Origin of the sequence: Seonamhaeicola sp. (assembly GCF_028281565.1) — a bacterium.
Lineage (GTDB): Bacteria > Bacteroidota > Bacteroidia > Flavobacteriales > Flavobacteriaceae > Seonamhaeicola.
Genome location: NZ_JANQJQ010000015.1, coordinates 119,135 through 135,654, shown reverse-complemented (window position 1 = coordinate 135,654; position 16,520 = coordinate 119,135). Strand labels below are relative to the sequence as shown.

The 16,520-nt window shown below is 39.0% G+C and carries 9 protein-coding genes; 3 read left to right on the top strand and 6 right to left on the bottom strand.

The features are described from left to right. Positions 1 to 3: 3 nt before the first annotated feature. Positions 4 to 1,347, bottom strand: coding sequence for a gluconate:H+ symporter (locus tag Q0983_RS07510; RefSeq protein WP_299550839.1), 1,344 nt, complete (start codon positions 1,345 to 1,347; stop codon positions 4 to 6). A gap of 66 nt (positions 1,348 to 1,413) precedes the next feature. Beyond that, positions 1,414 to 3,633: a glycoside hydrolase family 3 C-terminal domain-containing protein gene (locus Q0983_RS07505; protein WP_299550837.1), complete on the bottom strand. Its 2,220-nt coding sequence runs from the start codon at positions 3,631 to 3,633 to the stop codon at positions 1,414 to 1,416. Between the two features lie 577 nt (positions 3,634 to 4,210). Here Q0983_RS07505 and Q0983_RS07500 point away from each other — a divergent pair. From Q0983_RS07500 to eno, 3 genes are read left to right on the top strand one after another with little or no spacing between them, the layout of a single operon-like run. Further along, positions 4,211 to 5,704 carry an aldehyde dehydrogenase family protein gene (locus Q0983_RS07500; RefSeq protein ID WP_299550835.1) on the top strand — a complete coding sequence of 498 codons (1,494 nt, stop codon included), beginning with the start codon at positions 4,211 to 4,213 and terminating at the stop codon, positions 5,702 to 5,704. Between the two features lie 14 nt (positions 5,705 to 5,718). Further along, entirely contained in the window at positions 5,719 to 6,705 is a 987-nt protein-coding gene (locus Q0983_RS07495; protein WP_299550833.1) for an aminoglycoside phosphotransferase family protein, read from the top strand. A gap of 12 nt (positions 6,706 to 6,717) precedes the next feature. Continuing rightward, complete coding sequence (gene eno / locus Q0983_RS07490) at positions 6,718 to 8,019, top strand: phosphopyruvate hydratase (RefSeq protein ID WP_299550831.1); 1,302 nt, start codon at positions 6,718 to 6,720, stop codon at positions 8,017 to 8,019. A 167-nt stretch (positions 8,020 to 8,186) separates the two neighbouring features. Here the strand turns inward: eno and Q0983_RS07485 are convergent, their stop codons facing one another. The 4 genes from Q0983_RS07485 to Q0983_RS07470 are packed head-to-tail and all read right to left on the bottom strand — an operon-like array spanning position 8,187 to position 16,428. After that, entirely contained in the window at positions 8,187 to 10,604 is a 2,418-nt protein-coding gene (locus tag Q0983_RS07485) for a glycoside hydrolase family 2 TIM barrel-domain containing protein (protein ID WP_299550829.1), read from the bottom strand. 52 nt (positions 10,605 to 10,656) lie between these two features. Beyond that, the gene (locus Q0983_RS07480; protein WP_299550827.1) at positions 10,657 to 11,856 is read right to left on the bottom strand and encodes a glycoside hydrolase family 88 protein; all 1,200 of its coding nucleotides are present in this window, start codon (positions 11,854 to 11,856) and stop codon (positions 10,657 to 10,659) included. A gap of 15 nt (positions 11,857 to 11,871) precedes the next feature. Then, positions 11,872 to 13,398: a RagB/SusD family nutrient uptake outer membrane protein gene (locus Q0983_RS07475; RefSeq protein ID WP_299550825.1), complete on the bottom strand. Its 1,527-nt coding sequence runs from the start codon at positions 13,396 to 13,398 to the stop codon at positions 11,872 to 11,874. A 12-nt stretch (positions 13,399 to 13,410) separates the two neighbouring features. Continuing rightward, complete coding sequence (locus Q0983_RS07470; RefSeq protein ID WP_299550823.1) at positions 13,411 to 16,428, bottom strand: TonB-dependent receptor; 3,018 nt, start codon at positions 16,426 to 16,428, stop codon at positions 13,411 to 13,413. Positions 16,429 to 16,520 lie beyond the last annotated feature (92 nt).

Sequence of the window (16,520 nt, the reverse complement as noted above, 5' to 3'; positions counted from 1 at the left end):
GGGCTAAAAAATTAAAGAACAAATAAAGACCGAAGAAAACCCTACAAGAGCAACAATAGTGGTCATTACGGTCCAGCTTCTGAACGTTTGTTTTTCGGTAATGCCAAGGTATTTACTTACCAGCCAAAACCCGCTATCATTTACGTGAGATAAAATAGATGCTCCCGAAGCAATAGCAATAACCAATAGAGCTTTATCAATGTCTGAAGTGTCTAAACCCAGAAGGGGCGCAGTTATTCCGGCTGAAGTGATCATAGCAACCGTAGCGGAACCCTGAAGGATCCTAACTATAGCGGCAGCTACAAAAGCAAAAAGAAGGATGCTTATTCCCTTATCGGCAAAGTAATTGGCCAGCATTTCTCCTGTTCCTGTATTAACCAACATCTGTTTAAAAACGCCACCCGCCCCGGTTAATAAAATAATGACGCCAGCGGACTCCATGGATTTGGTGGTGATCTTTAACAACGGCTCCTTTTTAACCCCTCTTTTTAAGCCCAATAAATACCAGGCCATAAGATTGGCAATAATTAGAGCTGTAAAGGGGTGTCCAATCATTTTAAGCCATAATTTTAAACTGTCAGAAATAGTTCCTTCCGGAAATAACGGACTGTTTAAAACCGTGTTTCCTACGATCAATACAATGGGAATTCCAATTATAGAAAGTATTAAACCTATACCGGGATAGTTTTTAACGTCCTCTTTATCTGCATAAATTTTTGGAGCTTCCACATGGATCTTCTTTGAAATATATCTGGCAAAAACGGGGCCGCTTAAAATAGCAGTTGGAATACCGGTGATAAAACCAAATAAAATGACCCAGCCAAGATCTGCCTTTAATATATCGGCTACGGCAACAGGGCCTGGCGTAGGTGGGATGTAGGCGTGTGTAACTGCTAAGCCGGCAAGGAGGGGTATGGCATAAAGCAGGATGGATTTTTTTGTTTTTCGCTGTAAAGAATATATCAACGGCACCAAAATAATAAACGCTACATCGAAAAATACTGGAATAGCAATAAAAAAACCTGAGATTACCAAAGCCCACGAAGCGTTCTTTTCTCCAAACTTATTTAACAGATAACCGGCCAATGCCTCTGCACCGCCTGAGTATTCCAAAATGGCACCGAACATGGCTCCCAAGCCAACTACCACCGCTACAAACCCCAGGGTACTACCCATCCCTTCTTGCATGGTAGTAATAATATCTTCAGGGTTCATGCCAGCCACAATTCCGGTAACAATACTGGCAATTAACAGCGCAATAAAAGCTTGGATCCTAAGTTTAAGAATAAGAAAAAGTAAAACAGAGACACCAATCAGAACAGAAAAAATCAATAAGGGATCAATCATTAGTATGCCTGTTTTTTGATGGAATTTGATCCACCAGGTTCCTTTATTACAAAGCTATTAATACTTCTATTTAATATTTATTTTAATTTTTTTAGAAATGTTGTTGGATGCATTCCCCACATGAATTAAATAATTCCCTTTTTCAACAACCCAATCAGAAAGCGTTTCATCATAATAAGCTAAAGAACTAACGGGAACTTCAATATTTAAATGGGTTCCATGACCTGGCTCTAAGGTTACTTTTTGAAATCCTTTTAATTCTTTTAAAGCCCGATCAACTTTAGATTTTGGCTTGCCTATGTAAACCTGAACGACTTCGGCTCCGGATTTAGCTCCTGTATTTGTTACATTACAAGTTACAATTATATTGTCATTTTGATGGTAATTTTCTTTGTCGGATTTAATGTTTTCAATTTCAAACGACGTATAGGACATGCCGTAGCCAAATGCATAAAGCGGATCAATATGTTTTGTGTCGTGCCATCTGTATCCCACTAAAATATCTTCTTTATAATGTTGGGTCAAATTCACTCCGGGATAGGAGGTTTCTCCAAAAGAATGCGCACCATTATCTTCTAATTTTTTAGGGAATGTGAATGGTAATTTACCTGAAGGATTAACATCACCGCTAATAACATCAGCCATAGCATGGCCTGCCATACTGCCTAAATACCAGGCTTGCATTACACCTTTTACATGATCTAACCAGGGCATTTCAACAGCATTACCTGTTAAAAGAATAAACCCAACATTTTGATTGACTTTTGAAATCGCTCTGATCAAATCTTCCTGACCAAACGGAAGGCCGTACTGTTGTCTGTCATCACCTTCACAATCCTGTAAATGGCTCTTATTTAATCCACCAACAAATAGTACAATATCAGCTTTCTTTGCTAGTTTGATGGCCTCAGCCTTTAGAGAATCCTGGTCTAAAGACGGCGGATTGACTTTAGCATATTCGGAAGGCCCCGTTTCATAGCCCATAGAATGCAAAATTCTGGCGTTTTTATAACGCGCTTTGATACCTTCCAAAGGAGAAATTTCAAATTTTGGCTTTAACTCTGAAGACCCGCCTCCGGCTGTCATGGATCTGGTTGCATTTTCACCTATAATGGCTATAGTCAAATCTTTATCATCTTTTATCGGGAAGAAATTATTATCATTCTTTAGTAACACGATACCTTCTGTTGCCACTTTTCTGGCTACCTCATGATGTTCTACATTGTTGGCTCTTCCCAAGGGTCTGTTTTTACTTAAATTGGTGCGAAAACGAAGTCTTAAAACACGACGTACTTTATCATCTAATACAGATTCTGATATCGCTCCGCTCTTAAGCTTTTCAAGGAAGGGATTTGCTAAGAAATAATTGGCATAATGATTTAGGGTGGTGGTCCCTAAACCATCTGTTCCGGTTCCCATTTCAATATCTAATCCGTTATTAGCGGCCTCCATAGTATCGTGGGCTGAACTCCAGTCACTGATGACCACACCATCATACGCCCAATCACCTTTTAAAATCTTATTGATCAATAGTTCATGGTGCGTCGTGTATTGTCCTCTAAACTTATTATAAGCACCCATTACAGCCCACACATCCGCTTCTTGTACAGCGGCCTTAAAAGCAGGTAAATAAATTTCATGTAGAGCCCTGTCACTGGCTTCTACATTTATTTTATCTCGCCAATGTTCCTGGTTGTTTAAAGCAAAGTGTTTTACACAAGCGGCAACACCATTTTTTTGAACGCCTTGTATATAAGGTACCACCATGGTAGATGCTAAAAAAGGATCTTCTCCCATATATTCAAAGTTTCTGCCATTCATTGGGGTTCTGTATATATTAACGCCGGGGCCAAGTAATACATCTTTTTTTCGGTATCTGGCTTCTTCCCCCAGGCTGAATCCATAATCGCCGGCTAATTCAGGGTTAAAAGTTGCTGCCAAACAAGTTAATGCAGGAAATGCTGTAATGGAATCATTGGTCCATCCGGCATAGGCCCAGGAGTCCCAACTAATCTCTGCTCTTACACCATGCGGACCGTCAGCCATCCAAATTTCAGGAATGCCTAATCGTTCAACGCCTTTGGTGCTAAACTTTGATTGGGCGTGACACATGACCACTTTCTCTTCCAGGGTCAATTGTTTTATAATGTTATTTATACTGGTTTCCATATTGTTTTGTTGGATATTATCGATACTTTTTGATTGCGCATTTAGGATACAACCATATAATACTGTAATAAGAAATAAATAAATCGGGTTTTTGAGTTTTTCGTGTAAAGGCTTCATGTTTTTTGTAAATGTTGGAATTAAGTATTACTCTATATTTTTCCTTAAGAATGTTGGGTAAATCTACGCCTTACTACTAATTAGAATTAACAGGAATACTGCTTATGTTAAAACTTTTGTTGCATTATTTGTATTATATGTGCTAATACAACATAAGTGCTAAGGTCTTTGTGATTATTTACAACAGATAATATTTTGAAGGCAGGATCCATGCCCCGGAACTTTTCAAGAAAAACTATTTATGCCGGACTTCGTAAAAGCCCTCTATAACCATTGCTTATAGTTTTATATCCAAACGACAAAATAGTATACAAACTGTGATGTATAGGATTTAAAGAACCTTTATGTTTTAATTAATTTTGATACAATTCGAAAATTAATATTCCGGGATAATTTTTTTAATCCTTTATTATATAGTGTTTTATGAGTATTGTCTAACTTTAATTCAATCACTTTTAACTTAAAGTTTTATTCCGGTTAAGAAATTTAGAGAATCACATTTAATGTACTATATGAATATTGGGAACTATAAGGTGAGAACCTGTTTAACGATAAGTAGAACTAAACTATATAAGACATGATTGCGTATACAACTAAAGTAAAATCATTTTTAAGCCAGGACCCTATTCCTTTTTTAATTGGTGGATCTTGGCTACAGAACTCTGAAAACCTAGTTTTTCAGGTAGAAGACCCTTCAACGCAAGCAGCATTGGGCAAGGTGAGTAGGGCCACTGCAAGCGATACTGTTAAAGCAGTAGAGAAAGCAGATGAAGCTTTTAAAACATGGCGGAATACGAGTGCTAAAGAACGCGCCGCATTACTTCATAAGTTGGCTGATCTATGTGAAAGAGATGCTGAGGAACTGGCACAGTTAGAGGCCTTAGACGTAGGTAAGTCTGTAAACAACGCCAGGGGATTTGATGTACCATTTGGTATAGAATCGTTACGTTATTATGCCAATCTGATAGAAAACAAAGCCTTTGAACAGGTTTTAAATTTGGATGGTGTATCCGGTAAATCTGTCCGATTACCTTATGGTGTCGTAGCATTTATCTTTCCGTGGAACTTTCCTTTAACCCTTTGTATGTGGGGTATTGGCCCTGCGTTGGCCGCAGGAAATACGGTAGTCATTAAACCGGCCGCTTTAACACCATTGAGCACATTGTATCTTGGAACCTTAGCCCAGGAAGCCGGTTTCCCTGAAGGCGTCATTAATATTGTCCCCGCCAGTGGAGCCGAAGCCGGGGATGTGTTAACCAAACACCCTAAAGTGAAATGTGTGTCATTCACCGGTTCGTCAGAAGTAGGTAAGACCATTGGTCAGAATTGCGGGTTTAATTTGAAGCCTGTTAAACTAGAATTAGGAGGCAAAGGCGCCGCTGTGGTTTTTGACGATGCCGATTTGGATAATGCCGCTACCGGTTTAGCCGGAGCTATAACCTTAAATACCGGTCAGGTATGTTGTACTGCTACGCGTTGGATCATTCATGAAAACGCGGTGGATAGCTTTATTGATAAAGTGAAGATTGAACTTTCTAAAACCAATATAGCTCCCGGAATGGACGATGCCAGTGACATGGGGCCTGTAGTGAGTGAAAAACAATTAAACAGTATTTTCGATTATATTAATAAAGGTCAGGAAGAAGGTGCTGAAGTTATTTTTGGAGGCAAGCGTTTGGATGTTGAAGGTGTGCAAGGTTACTATATGGAACCAACATTATTGCAGGGAACGGAAGAGAATATCTGTTTTAAAGAAGAGATTTTCGGACCTGTAGCTTACATTACTACCTTTGCAGATGAAGCCGATGCCATCCGGCAGGTGAATAGCCTGGACTACGGTTTGGCAAATAGTGTATGGACAGAAGATGCCATTCGGGCAGAGCGTGTTGCCAAAGAAATGGTAGCAGGAAACAGTTGGATAAATGCCCATAACGTTTTTGCCTATGGATTACCATATGGCGGTGTAAATGGCAGTGGTAACGGCGGTGGCGTGAATAGTATTGAAACACTGTTTGATTACACCCGGGGCCTCTCCATAGCGCAACCTGTAGTTGTTGAAGCATTAGTATAGATGATAAACGTCCTATGAGCGTTCAGGAATTAATAGTGTATTTAAATAAGAAGGGTATGCTCGTTTCAACCGAAGCGGGCATTACCCCTTTAAAGGGAGGTGTATCTTGCGAAATTTTACTGATTGATGACGGTCAGAACAGATTCGTTTTAAAACGCGCTTTGGAAAAACTTAAAGTTAAAGACGATTGGTTTGCCGATATTGAACGAAACACTACTGAGCAACATTTTTTAACTTATATAGGGGCGTTTCTCCCCGAATCTGTACCGCGCATTTTATATAAGGATACTGAGCACCACTTTTTCTGCATGGAAATGCTGGAAAATGGTCTTGAGAATTGGAAGACCTTGCTCTTAAATAAACAGTTTCGTAAGGCCTATGCACAACAGGCAGGTGCTTTATTGGGGCGTATTCATTCTCAGTCTGCAGGAGATCCGGAAGCAGAAAAGTTATTTGATACACTCGATAGTTTCAAACAGCTGCGCATAGAACCTTATCTTTTTAAAACCGGGGAGCGGCATCCGGAATTACGGCATTATTTTGAGGCGGAGGCTTCCAGGTTGGCTTCAAAAAAGGAATGTTTAGTTCATGGGGATTTTAGCCCTAAAAACATTTTGGTAAATTCAGATAGATTGGTGATTCTGGATTGTGAAGTGGCCTGGTATGGCGATCCTGTTTTCGACTTAGCCTTTTTCTTAAATCACTTTGCTTTAAAGGCGTTGTTACATGCTGAAAATGCGGAAACAGTTTTAGATTTATTTACGGAAATATGGCATGCCTACAAGAAGGAAGCACATGCCTTAATTGACTCGGAATTTGAGCGACGATTAACCCATTTACTGGCCATGCTCATGTTGGCCAGAGTGGATGGTAAATCACCTGTGGAATATTTGAATAACAAACAACAAGATGTAATAAGAGCATTTGCTTGTGAGGAAATACCGGCGGGTTCAAAAAACTTAAAAGCATTTAAAACTAAATGGTTAAATAAATTACAATAAAAAAATATACAGATGAAAATAAAGAACATTGATGCATATCAAATTTATGACTCCAGGGGCTTTCCGACATTGGAGGTGGAGGTCACTTTAGAAAATGGTATCAAAGGATACGGATTGGTGCCATCAGGAGCCTCAACAGGACAATTTGAAGCTTTGGAATTAAGAGATGGAAATAAAGAGTTATTCCATGGAAAATCTGTTTTTAAGGCCATTCGGAATGTTAAAACAACTATAGCCGAAGCACTGAAAGGCACTTCTATTTTTGAATTGGAGCAGATTGATAAAACCATGATAGCTTTAGATGGTACGCCTAATAAATCCAACCTGGGGGCCAATGCTATCTTAGGCGTATCCATGGCGGTAGCTAATGCCGGAGCTAATGCTAAAGGCATTCCGCTTTATGAATATTTGGGCAATGGCGAAGGTCATCTCATTCCATTAAATGAAATACAGATTTTAGGAGGAGGAGCACATGCCGCCTGGGCAACCGACATACAAGATTATTTAGTGATTGCAGTAGGCGCAAAGACCTATGAAGAAACATTGGAAATGACCCACAACATATATCATGCTGCGGGAGAGGTCATGAAGGCCAGAGGAAAATGTGTTGGTATTGCCGATGAAGGTGGCTGGTGGCCGGATTATGAAACCAATGAAGAACCTTTTGAAGTATTTCTGGAAGCAGTTGAAAAAGCCGGCTATGTAGCGGGGAAAGATGTGGCCATTTCGTTGGATATTGCTGCCAGTGACCTTTTTGATGGTGAGAAGTATCGATTCAGATTGGATAATAAAGAATTTACACCGGATGCGTTTTGCGATTTAATGATCTCCTGGTGCAATAAATACCCGATCATTTCTATTGAAGACCCTTTTGCCGATACCGATTTTGATAGCTGGAAACGCTTTATGGAAGTTTGCGGAAATAAGGTACAGGTGATAGGAGACGACTTGTTTACCACAAATATGGAACGCATAAAAGAAGGTATTGCCAAGAATCTGGCGAATTCGGTGCTCATTAAATTGAATCAGATTGGCTCGGTAACTGAAACAATACAGGCCATTAAACTTACGCAAAGTGCCGGATGGTTACCTGTAGTTTCTGCCAGGTCCGGTGAGACCGAGGATGCTTTTATTTCGCATTTAGCGGTGGCTACCAATGCAGGTCAGTTAAAAGTGGGATCCTTTGCCAGAAGTGAACGTATGGTTAAATGGAACGAGAATATTCGTATTCAAAGAAACCTTGGTGATAAAGCAACCTTTATTGGCGGTAAAATTTATGACCAAATATTGAACAAAGAAACTGCGGAAATATAGTCCTTGACTATTCCATATAAAAAGGCTTTCAAAAATACTGAAACTGTCATTCTGAACTCCTGTGCTGAGCTTAGTCGAAGTATGATTCAGAATCTCATGCTGATCATTAATCGTTATGAGAACCTGAAACGAGTTCAGGTTGACAAACATGCTTTTGAAAGCCTTTTTTAATCTATCGTTGAATAGGTTCCTTTAAAACTTTGATTTAACACCATAACCTGTAATGGCTCTACCTTGTTATATCTTTTAACCTCTATCGAGGCTTGCCCGTTTGCCATTTCAATAATTTCGCTACCTGTTGGTGTACCCTGGCTTATAATTGCTTCGCCTCCATTTAAGCATTGAAAATAAACGCGCTTTTCATAATCTAAACAACGAAGGCCGTTGTTGTCTACTGCGGTAGCGGTGATTAAGTAATTGCCATTATCTAATTCTTTATGTGCTAATTTTAGAGCGCTCGCTTTACCATTTTTGACATAACGGTAGCTTATTTTTAGCTCATCACTAACTGTTTTTCCTTCTTTAGTTTTCCCGATAGCTTTTAAAATATTCGTTCCATCTTTAAACTTCACGCTCCAATTTAAACCTGAAGCGGGAAATTCCAAAGTATTACGTGTCCTACTTCCCAGGCTTTCGCCATTTAAAAACAACGCTACCTCCGGACAATTGCTATATACACTGACGTCTTTAAGTTTTCCTTTTGGACCTTGTCGCTCTGTCCATGTGTGAGATTCTATATATGTAAAGGGCTCGTTGCTCCAATAGCTTTTAAATACGTAAAAGGCATCTTTGGGATTCCCGGCTCTATCTACCAATCCTTTTTGATTTATGTATGGAATAGCATTTTCCGGTCGTAGTGGCGTACCAAAATCTTTAAATGCCCATTGCACATTTCCAACAAACGTGGAATCATTTTCGGAAATTCGCAAATGCCAATCGAATAAATCAACTATATAATTTTCACTCCAATCTCCTATTTGTGCAATATTTGCAATATCGGTTTGCACAATGGCCTCTTCCCATCCATCGGATTGAATTTTACCCTCACCGGTGATGGGGTTTTCGGTATGTCGTCCTAAATGACTGGAGCCTCCGTATTCGGCGTGTAAAAAATGGGGGTATTCTTTTTTGTATAGATCTATAGCTTTTTGATAACTTTTATAACTTCCGGAATACCAACCGGACCAAATGGAAGGTGAAAATACATCTACAATATCCGCGCCTTCATAATACTTTCTTATGGCTGTTTTCCTTGTATGATCCAGTTCATGAGCGTAGTCATTAAGCGCTTTTAGAAATTTATTTATCTCTGTGCTATCATCGCCGTTTTCAAAATCCGGCAACCAATAGATTTCATTTCCTAAGGACCATAGGATAATACTGGGGTGGTTATAATTTTGCTCAATAATTTCCTTTAACATGGTTTTCGTATTGGTTTTCCAAACGTCATTTCCAACACCGCCCCGGCACCAGGGTAATTCATCCCACACTAAAAGCCCCAATTCGTCACATGCTTTGTAAACTTCAGGGTCTTGCGGATAATGAGCTAATCTAACAAAGTTAGCACCCATATCCTTTATAAGCTCCATATCGGCCCTATGTTGTGCATTACTCATCGCTGCCCCTACACCGGCATGTTCTTCATGTCTGTGGGTTCCTCTTAACAATAATCGCTTACCGTTTAAGTAAAATGCGCCATGGTCTTTAAACTCAAACCACCTGAATCCGACACTTTCTGAAATTTCATCTATAATCTTATCATTTAGTAAAAGTTGTAACCTAAATGTATAAAGGTTCGGATGATCCGTATCCCAGAGTGTTATGTTGCGCATGTCATTGAAACCAAATTCCCATTCAGAGTCAAAAACGTCCTTTGTTCTGGATTGTATTTCGGTTCCGTCAGTATCTACTAAGGTGGCTCTGATTTTTGCATTATCATTCGGGTTATTTACATCAAACGTGGCAATTAGGTCGGCACTTTCATTTGAAACATTAGGGGTTGTGATCTTTAAATTTGAAAGGTATTGTTCGGGAAGTGTTTCTAACCAAACATCCCTGGTGATACCGCCAAAAATGAAAAAATCGCTTTTTTGGGAGGGTATAACTTCAGGGTTATATGTATTATCGGCACGTACCAATAGGTCATTTTTTCCTGACGAAATAGCATCGGTAATATCAACCCTAAAACCAATATAACCTCCTATATGACCACCAACTTTTTTTCCGTTAACATAAACCTCACTTTCAATATTTACGCCTTCAAAATACAACTGATATTTTAGCCCGGGTGTAACTTCATCAATTTCCAATTCCTTCTTATACCAACTGGCACTTCGCCTGTAACCCGGAGTTATGTCGGTGGCATCAAGCGCATTCCATGTATGTGGTAAATTAATATTTTGCCAATTTTCTTTACTCGGTATACCATCAATTGAACTGGCATTGTTCTCTAAATACAACCAATTATCATTAATATTTGTTTTTGTGCGTTCATAACGCCCTTCAGAATTGGTATTACAGGATAATGAAATTATACCAACCAGTATTAGTGTTATGGCCTTGTATATAGAAATTTTAATGCTCATTTTCAAGTTTTCAATTTGACACTAAATAACCACTTGAATTTGGTGTGTTTATTTAGAGTGAAGTTTGTTTTAATGCTTTTAACCTTATAAGTGTTTGCAAAAAATAGTAGTCGCCATAAACTATAGGTTCATCCATTTCTTCCTTATGAGACCAATCGCCAAAGCTATGATCCAAAATAAATGGAATATCTAAATCTTCTGACAGGATATAATGTCTTGACCTTAAACTTTGAACAACCTTATTGCTATAATTCAGGAAAGCTTCATTCTCAGTATATTGATATAATTCAACCAGCGCGGCAGCCACGATGGCAGCGGCCGATACATCACGTGATACATTTGGTATTTCAGGGTGATCAAAATCCCAGAACGGGATGCCATCTTTGGGCAACCTTTCATGATTTATAAAGTAATTAGCAGTTGCTACGGCTCGATCTAAATACTTTTTGTCCTTAGTATATCTGTAAACCATAGTAAAACCATTAATGGCCCACCCTTGGCCACGGGACCAGGCAGAGTCATCACCAATTCCTTGATGAGTTGCACGCGCTCTAACCTGCCCCGAAATGGTATCATAATCTAATACGTGCCAAGTACTTCCATCTTTTCTAAAATGATTTTTTAAGGTTGTATTCGCATGTTTTACGGCTATCTTATGAAAGGTACTATCGCCTGATATCTTAGTAGCTTCAAACAAAAGCTCTAAATTCATCATGTTATCAATAATTACAGGAAACTGCCATACGTCTTTATTAAAATCCCAGGAACGGATACTCCCAACATTTTCATTAAATCGAGTCGACAATGTTTGGGCGCTTTTTACAATGATGTCCTTATAATCCTGATTATCTTCAACTTTTAAACCATTGCCGAAACTGCAAAACACTTTAAACCCCATATCGTGGGTTCTGTCATTATATTTTTCCTTTTCAATAAACGCAGTCCAGGCTTTAGCTTTGTTTTTAAAAGCTTCATCACCCGTTAACATATATATTTGCCAAAGATTTCCCGGGAAAAAACCACTGGTCCAATCTTTGGAAGGTACTTTTTTTATGGTAGCCGTTTTTGGGTTATAACTACGCGCAAATGCGGTTGAATCAAGTTTATAGTCTAATAGTTTGGAATACCTTATTTGAAGCAGACTATCAATCTGTTCTTCAGATAGAGATATATTCTTACCCTTGTCATTATTGGGCTTACAGGCTATAAAAAGCCATGTAAACCCTATAACGAAACAACTAACTCTAAACATACAAACAACTATTTTTTAGTACCCGGGATTTTGAGGTTCCAAGTTTGGATTTCTTGCCAGCTCATCGGCAGGTAATGGAAATAAGTAATCTTGATTCGGATCAAAATTCTCCTTAAACCCTTCTAATCCTGAGGCACTAAATACTTCGGATCCCATTTTTCGTCTGGCAATGTCATACCATCTTTTAAACTCAAAGGCAAGCTCCCATTTACGGTCTTCCAAAACTAAATCCCTAAACGCTTCCTGGGTAAGTCCTGTTGCCACATCTTGGGGATATAAACCTGATGTTACACCATTACTGTTTCTGGCACGCGCTCTAACTCTGTTAATATAATCGTAGGCCTCTGCGGCTCCCGGATTAATTTCATTCAATGCTTCAGCCGCAATTAACAGTACTTCTGCGTAACGCATCATAGAATAATTATGATTGGAACCTCTACCGTTATTGGTGGCTGCTCCACCGGTGATTCGTGTATATTTTGCAATGTGCGGACGATTAACAGCCCTACTATGGAAATCCCTGAAAATGGTATAAGGTTCTACATTGCCATTAAAAACGCCCGTTGTATCAAGACTAACAGCTTTTCTATAGTCTCTGCCATCCCAGGTATTGTATACTTCAAGAGAAGGTACGGCAACAGACCAACCGCCTCCGATACCGTATTGCTCATCAGCTCTAATGCCTGTTAATGCCGCCTGATAATCTCTACCGTCATCTCCGTCACTGGCTCCAATGAAGTCCAAAGCGAATATTGGTTCCATAGAGCCGTCAATTTTAGTGGCATCAAACAAGTCCTGATAATCAGGTTCCAGACCTAAGTTATAGGTCCCTTCATTATCAATAACCCCTTTAGCTTCATCATAGGCCTTTTGATAATCTCCTATAGTTAAATACACTAAAGCTAAATAGGAGTGAGCCGCTGATTTAGCAGGGATGGATCTGGCTTCCTGCGTATTAGGTAACCATGTTTTAGCAAATTCTAAATCTGCAATAATGTTGTTGTATACTTCGGCAGCAGATGTTTTGCCAATAGAACTTGATGCGCTTAAATCTGTTATCGGTTCAGTTAAATAGGGAATATCTCCAAACTGCCTTACTAAATGAAAATAAGCAAACGCTCTGGCAAAATATGCTTGTGCGGTGACCGGGTTTTTAACGTCGTCTGCCGCATCTACTGATTCGGCCCCTGCAATAGCTTGATTAGCAGCCGCTATAATTTGATATACTCTAAGCCAATAACCCGAGATCATGCCATTGTCTGCCGGAACGTTAAAATCATTGTGCTCAATTCTTCTGGTGGAGGTTGTTGGGTCACCAATATCAACCATATCTCCACGTAACATAATTGTTAAAGACATTTTTCTTCCCCAAAAATCTTCATGGGTCATGTGCCCATAAGCTGCGTTTGCCGCTGTTTGGATGTCCTTAGGCGTATTAAAAAACCCATCCGGAGACAATAAACCTACCGGTTCTTCTTCCAGGTCCGAACAACCGAATATTGATAGCCCTATCAATAAGAATATATATTTGTACGTTTTCATCTTATTTCTTTTTTAAAATTTTACATTAACACTAAAATTAACCGATTGCACTGTTGGGTAATTTCCAAAATCAAATCCATTAGTGGTATTACTGGCTTCGCTTCCCTGACCAACAACACCGTAACTTACTTCGGGATCTAAACCGGAATAATCCGTAATAGTCAATAAATTCTGCGCACTGATTGCTAGTCGTACGCTAGCCATACCTAACTTTTTAGTAATGTCTTCAGGTAAATTATAACCTAAAGCTATATTCTTTAATCTAATATAACTGCCATCTTCCACGAAGCGGGACGTAATTTGTTTCCCTCTAAGTTTAGCACGAGGTATGTTCGTGTTAGTATTTGATGGTGTCCAGGAGTTCAATACATCTCTGGTGGCATTAGAATCACCGTTGAACAACTGTACATTTGTTAGATTCATGACATCTCCGCCGTGAGATCCCTGAAAGAAGATGTTTAAATCAAAGTTTTTATAAGTAAAGTTATTTGTAATACCCATGGTCCAATCCGGATTAGGGTCACCAATGATCTTTTGGTCATCGGTAGTAATATCTCCACTGCCATCTATATCTGTAAACAACTGGTCTCCTGCTTCAGCACCATCAAGAATGGCTGTCCCTGCCGGGAAATCACCTCCCTGGTAAACACCGCGATACTCATAGCCCCAAAAAACACCTACAGCTTCGCCTTCTCTTAAAACATGCGTTCGAGGGATGTTAAAATAACCCGGAGAGGCATCCTGGAATATATCCTGACCATCTAACAGGGTAACAAATTCATTTTTATTAGTAGACCAGTTAAAATCTGTAGTCCAGCTAAAGTCTTCGTTCGTTATATTTCTTGTATTTAAAGAAATTTCAAATCCTTTGTTATTAACCTCACCAACATTTCTTAAACTTGCCGGATTCAGGAATCCAAGATATTCCGGCTGACTGGAATCTTGAATTATAAGATCTTTGGTATCTATGTTATAATAGTCTAACGACAGTGAAATTTTGTTTTTGAATAACCCTAAATCAACACCAATATTGGTTTGATAGGAAGACTCCCATTTTAAATCCGGATTGGCAACTTGGTTTGGCGTAACATTAATTACGGTGCCTCCGTTAATAGGTGTGAAAACCGAACCAAAACTTGCTAATGATTCGTAAGCATCAATAGATTGGTTACCGGTTACACCATAGCTAACCCTTAGTTTTAAATTTGAGATTTTTTCACTGTCTTTTAAAAAGTCTTCATTTGATATTTTCCAGGCTATGGCACCAGATGGGAAAATCGCATACTTTTCATTTTTGGCAAAATTTGAGGCCCCATCGCGTCTTACGGTAGCTGTGATCAGGTATTTATCATCATAATCGAAATTTAATCTTCCGAATTGCGATTGAATTTCTGATTCCGTAAAAGAGGAGGTTGGTATTAATTGTGTAGACCCCGATCCTAAATTAAAATAAGAAAAAGAATCAGATGTAAATCCTTCAGCACCTGCTGAAAATCTATCTGTAGACCTTTTTTGATAAGAATAACCGGCCAGTAAAGTTAAATTACCTTTTCCTATTTCTTTGGTATAAGTCAGGTAATTTTCACTTAACAGGTTTGTTCTCTTAAAGTTTGCAATCGTTGCTCTTCCGCCGGTACTTCCTCCTGCTGTTGTTATCAAAGTTGAGGGCCTAAAAATGCCTTCTGTTCCATTGGCCGTACTGAAACCAAAGGTAGTTTTAAACGTAAGGTTTTCTAAGATATCATAATTAGCATATAAGTTTGCCCTGTAATTATCCGTTTTGATTTCATTTACACCTTCGGTAGCAACGGCATACGGGTTATCAACGTCATCACCTACACCATTAATTGTATTTAAACCGTTTTCATCTAATATACCTAGATCCGGAGCAAACCTGAACATTAATGAAACCACGTCATCGCCACCACCGTTGGCTGTTTCACCGGTTGATTGGGTAGGAACCCCATCTTTATTTCCCCTGCTTCCAAAAAGATTAAGGCCTAATTTTAATTTATCGGTTACCTGTGCGTCAATATTTGATAAGAAAGACACTCTCTCAAATTCAGAATTTATAATAACCCCTTCCTGTTTAAAATAATTTGCCGAAGCATAGAAGTTCATTTTATCACTCCCTCCTGAAAAAGAAAATTGATGGTTCTGGGTACTCCCTGTTCTATACAATAAGTCTTGCCAATCTGTATTTGCAGGCCCTTGAATGTAACCGGGGTTTATGGCTGTCTGATATGCTGCAAATTCATCAGCATTTAATAAATCGAGTTCATTGGCTGTATTTTGAATGGAATAATTAGAATTCAATTCAACAGATAATCTACCACTTTTCCCTTTTTTTGTAGTTACTAATACAACACCATTTGACCCTCTGGATCCATATATGGCGGTTGCCGATGCATCTTTTAAGACCTCTATGGATTGAATGTCATTTGGCTGTGGCATTACGGCCCCTACAAAACCATCCACAACAATAAGAGGTGCGCTGCTGGCATTAATAGAAGTATTCCCCCTAATTTTTATATTGATAGGAGCTCCCGGTTCGCCACCATTATTGGATTGAACAACCACACCGGCGGCGCGCCCCTGAAGCGCCTGTTCTGCATTCAATAAAGGGAATGCATTTAATTCTTCTGATTTAACCGATGATACGGCACCGGTAACATCGCTCTTTTTTCGTGTTCCGTAACCTACCACAACAACTTCGTCTAAACTAGCCGCATCTTCTACTAGTGCTACATTGATTTCGCTCTTAGAACCGACCACAATTTCTTGTGTAACATAGCCTACATAGCTAAATACAAGTGCTGCCTCATTGTTAGATACATTAATAGTATAATTACCATCAAAATCTGTTGCAGCACCAACCGTAGTTCCCTTTACTACAACATTTACACCAGGTAATGCCATACCATCTGATTGGGATGTAACTTTACCTGAAATAGTTTTGTTTTGAGCGGTTACACTAAGCACAAAACAAAAGCTTAAAACCAGGAAAAGTGTTCCTTTTAATTGTTTCATTTTTTTCATTGTTAAATTAGTTTTAGCAAATATTTAAGTTAGATGAGATAAATAATAAACAAACTAAAGCCAACTATAATTGATATAAGAAT

What these genes read in the sequence shown, in the direction of transcription:
- Q0983_RS07510 (WP_299550839.1), bottom strand. Translation starts at nt 1,347, where the DNA reads ATGATTGATCCCTTATTGATTTTTTCTGTTCTGATTGGTGTCTCTGTT.
- Q0983_RS07505 (WP_299550837.1), bottom strand. Translation starts at nt 3,633, where the DNA reads ATGAAGCCTTTACACGAAAAACTCAAAAACCCGATTTATTTATTTCTT.
- Q0983_RS07500 (WP_299550835.1), top strand. Translation starts at nt 4,211, where the DNA reads ATGATTGCGTATACAACTAAAGTAAAATCATTTTTAAGCCAGGACCCT.
- Q0983_RS07495 (WP_299550833.1), top strand. Translation starts at nt 5,719, where the DNA reads ATGAGCGTTCAGGAATTAATAGTGTATTTAAATAAGAAGGGTATGCTC.
- eno (WP_299550831.1), top strand. Translation starts at nt 6,718, where the DNA reads ATGAAAATAAAGAACATTGATGCATATCAAATTTATGACTCCAGGGGC.
- Q0983_RS07485 (WP_299550829.1), bottom strand. Translation starts at nt 10,604, where the DNA reads ATGAGCATTAAAATTTCTATATACAAGGCCATAACACTAATACTGGTT.
- Q0983_RS07480 (WP_299550827.1), bottom strand. Translation starts at nt 11,856, where the DNA reads ATGTTTAGAGTTAGTTGTTTCGTTATAGGGTTTACATGGCTTTTTATA.
- Q0983_RS07475 (WP_299550825.1), bottom strand. Translation starts at nt 13,398, where the DNA reads ATGAAAACGTACAAATATATATTCTTATTGATAGGGCTATCAATATTC.
- Q0983_RS07470 (WP_299550823.1), bottom strand. Translation starts at nt 16,428, where the DNA reads ATGAAACAATTAAAAGGAACACTTTTCCTGGTTTTAAGCTTTTGTTTT.